Below are 2,091 nucleotides of genomic sequence, written 5' to 3'. Positions count from 1 at the left end.
CGACATGCGCAAGGGATTTGACGGGTTGTCGGCGCAGGTGCGCAATATCCTTCAGCTTGATCCATTTTCTGGGGCGGTCTTCCTGTTCCGCGGAAAAAGGGGCGACAGGCTGAAGGCCCTGGTCTGGGACGGCTCCGGGCTATGCATGTACGCGAAGCGTCTCGAGCGTGGAAAGTTCGTGTGGCCCCGTGCCCATGAGGGCGCGCTCCGGCTGTCCGCAGCCCAGCTTGCGATGCTCGTCGAAGGGCTGAACTGGAAGCAGGCGATTATCCATGACGAGGTCGTCACGCCCAGCCTCGCATAGTCAAAAAGATTAGGAAAACCGCCATTTTATGTAGGTTTTACCGTGGGCTTGCGCTATCATCAGCGGCATGCGGTTCGCCCTTGATCGCCTTCCCACAGACCCGGTCCTCCTGCAGAAAATGCTGCTGGAGATGGCCGATGTCATGGAGCAGGAACGGGCCGAACTGAGGGCTGCGGAAGCCACCGTAAAAGCTCAGACCTTGCGGATCGAAAAACTCGAGCATCGCGTTGCGCGGCTGCTGCGCGTCCAGTTCGGCCGCAGTTCCGAGAAAATGGATATCGTCCAGTTGCGGCTGATGTTCGAGGAGGTCGAGGCACCGGAACCCGCCAACGATGAGGTGCCGGCGGCGCCTGTAACGAAATCGGCTCGCAAACCCGGCAGCCGCGTTCCGCTTCCTGCGCACTTCCCGCGTCAGACGGTCGATCATCAGCCCGGTCCGTGCGGCGCTGGCTGTAACGGCCAGACCGTGCAGATCGACGAGGCCGTAACTGAGGTTCTCGACTATGTCCCGGCACGCTTCCGGGTTATCCGCCATTTCCGGCCCAGGCTGGCGTGCCGATCCTGCGAACAAATCCGTCAGGCGCCCGCTGTCGATCTGCCGCTGCCCAAGGTGATGGCAAGCAGCGCTTTGCTGGCCCACCTCGTCGTCAGCCGCTTTGTCGATCATCAGCCCTGGCACCGGCAGTCGGTGATCTTCCGCCGCGTGGGGCTGCATATCGATCGGGATGTGATGAGCCGCTGGGCACGGAAACTGGCATGGTTGTTGGCGCCACTGGGCGAGCGGCTGTTCGCCTATATCCGGGAAGCCGCCAAGATCCACGGTGACGACACGCCGGTCGCGCTGCTGGGCAATGGCGACGGCAGTCGGACCGGGCACTTCTGGGTATATCTGCGCGATGACCGTTCAAGCGGTGACATGAGTCCGCCTGCGGTGGCCTTCCGCTTCAGCGCAGATCGTGGCGGAGCGCATCCGGCAGAACATCTCGCCGGCTATCAGGGGTATCTCCAGGCGGACGGTTTTGCGGGCTATAACGCGCTTTACCGCGACCCTAAAACCAAGGCGCCCAGGGATATCGTCGAAGTGGGATGTTGGGCTCACAGTCGCAGGAAATTTACCGACATACTGGAAAAGAGCCCGTCGCCGATCGCGGCGGAGGCGGTCGTGCGGATCGCCGAAATCTTCGCCATCGAGCGCGATATCAAGGGCACGCCACCCGATGAACGGAGACGCATCCGCCAGATCAAGGCGGTGCCGAAGCTGGAGGCTCTGCGCGTCTGGCTCGAAACACAGAACCGTGGCCTGTCTTCCGACAGCAATCTGGCGCGTGCGTGTCGTTATCCGCTCAACCGCTGGCAGGCCATGATCCGCTACTGCGATGATGGTCGGCTCGAGATCAGCAACAATCTGGTGGAAAATGCCCTGCGTGGCGTGGCTCTTGGACGTCGGAACTGGATGTTCGTCGGCTCTATGAAAGGTGGAGAAGCGGCGGCGCTCTTCTACGCCCTGGCCGGCACATGCCGCCTCAACGGCGTCGAACCCGAGGCGTGGTTCACTGACGTCATCGAGCGCATCGGCAGCCACCCAATCAATCGGATCGATGACTTTTTGCCCTGGAGATGGCAGGCAGCAAGGCTGACCAACGATCTGGAGAAGGCTGCGTGAGCAACGGCACTGTCGTGCGGATGAAGATTACGCTGGACGATGTCACGCCAGCCGTCAGTCGGACGCTGGAGGTCCCCCTCAATATCCGGCTCGACCGCTTGCACACCGTCATCCAGACCGCCTT

The 2,091-nt window shown here is 61.8% G+C and carries 3 protein-coding genes; all 3 read left to right on the top strand.

All coding sequences use genetic code 11. From position 1 onward, the window contains the following. Positions 1–304: IS66 family insertion sequence element accessory protein TnpB (tnpB, locus tag F7P65_RS21760; protein WP_150295626.1), on the top strand; the 304-nt coding region annotated here is incomplete at its 5' end. Positions 305–371: 67 nt separating this feature from the next. Then, a complete protein-coding gene (gene tnpC, locus F7P65_RS21755; RefSeq protein ID WP_150295624.1) occupies positions 372–1,967 on the top strand; it encodes an IS66 family transposase in 1,596 nt (531 codons plus the stop codon). Further along, on the top strand, positions 1,922–2,091 hold a 170-nt coding region (locus F7P65_RS22580; RefSeq protein ID WP_420853336.1), incomplete at its 3' end, for an IS1096 element passenger TnpR family protein. The genes tnpC and F7P65_RS22580, both read left to right, overlap by 46 nt.

The organism is Sphingobium estronivorans, assembly GCF_008692605.1.
Lineage (GTDB): Bacteria > Pseudomonadota > Alphaproteobacteria > Sphingomonadales > Sphingomonadaceae > Sphingobium > Sphingobium estronivorans.
The sequence above is the reverse complement of the archived record's forward strand: the minus strand, read 5'-3'. Positions and strand labels throughout refer to the sequence as shown.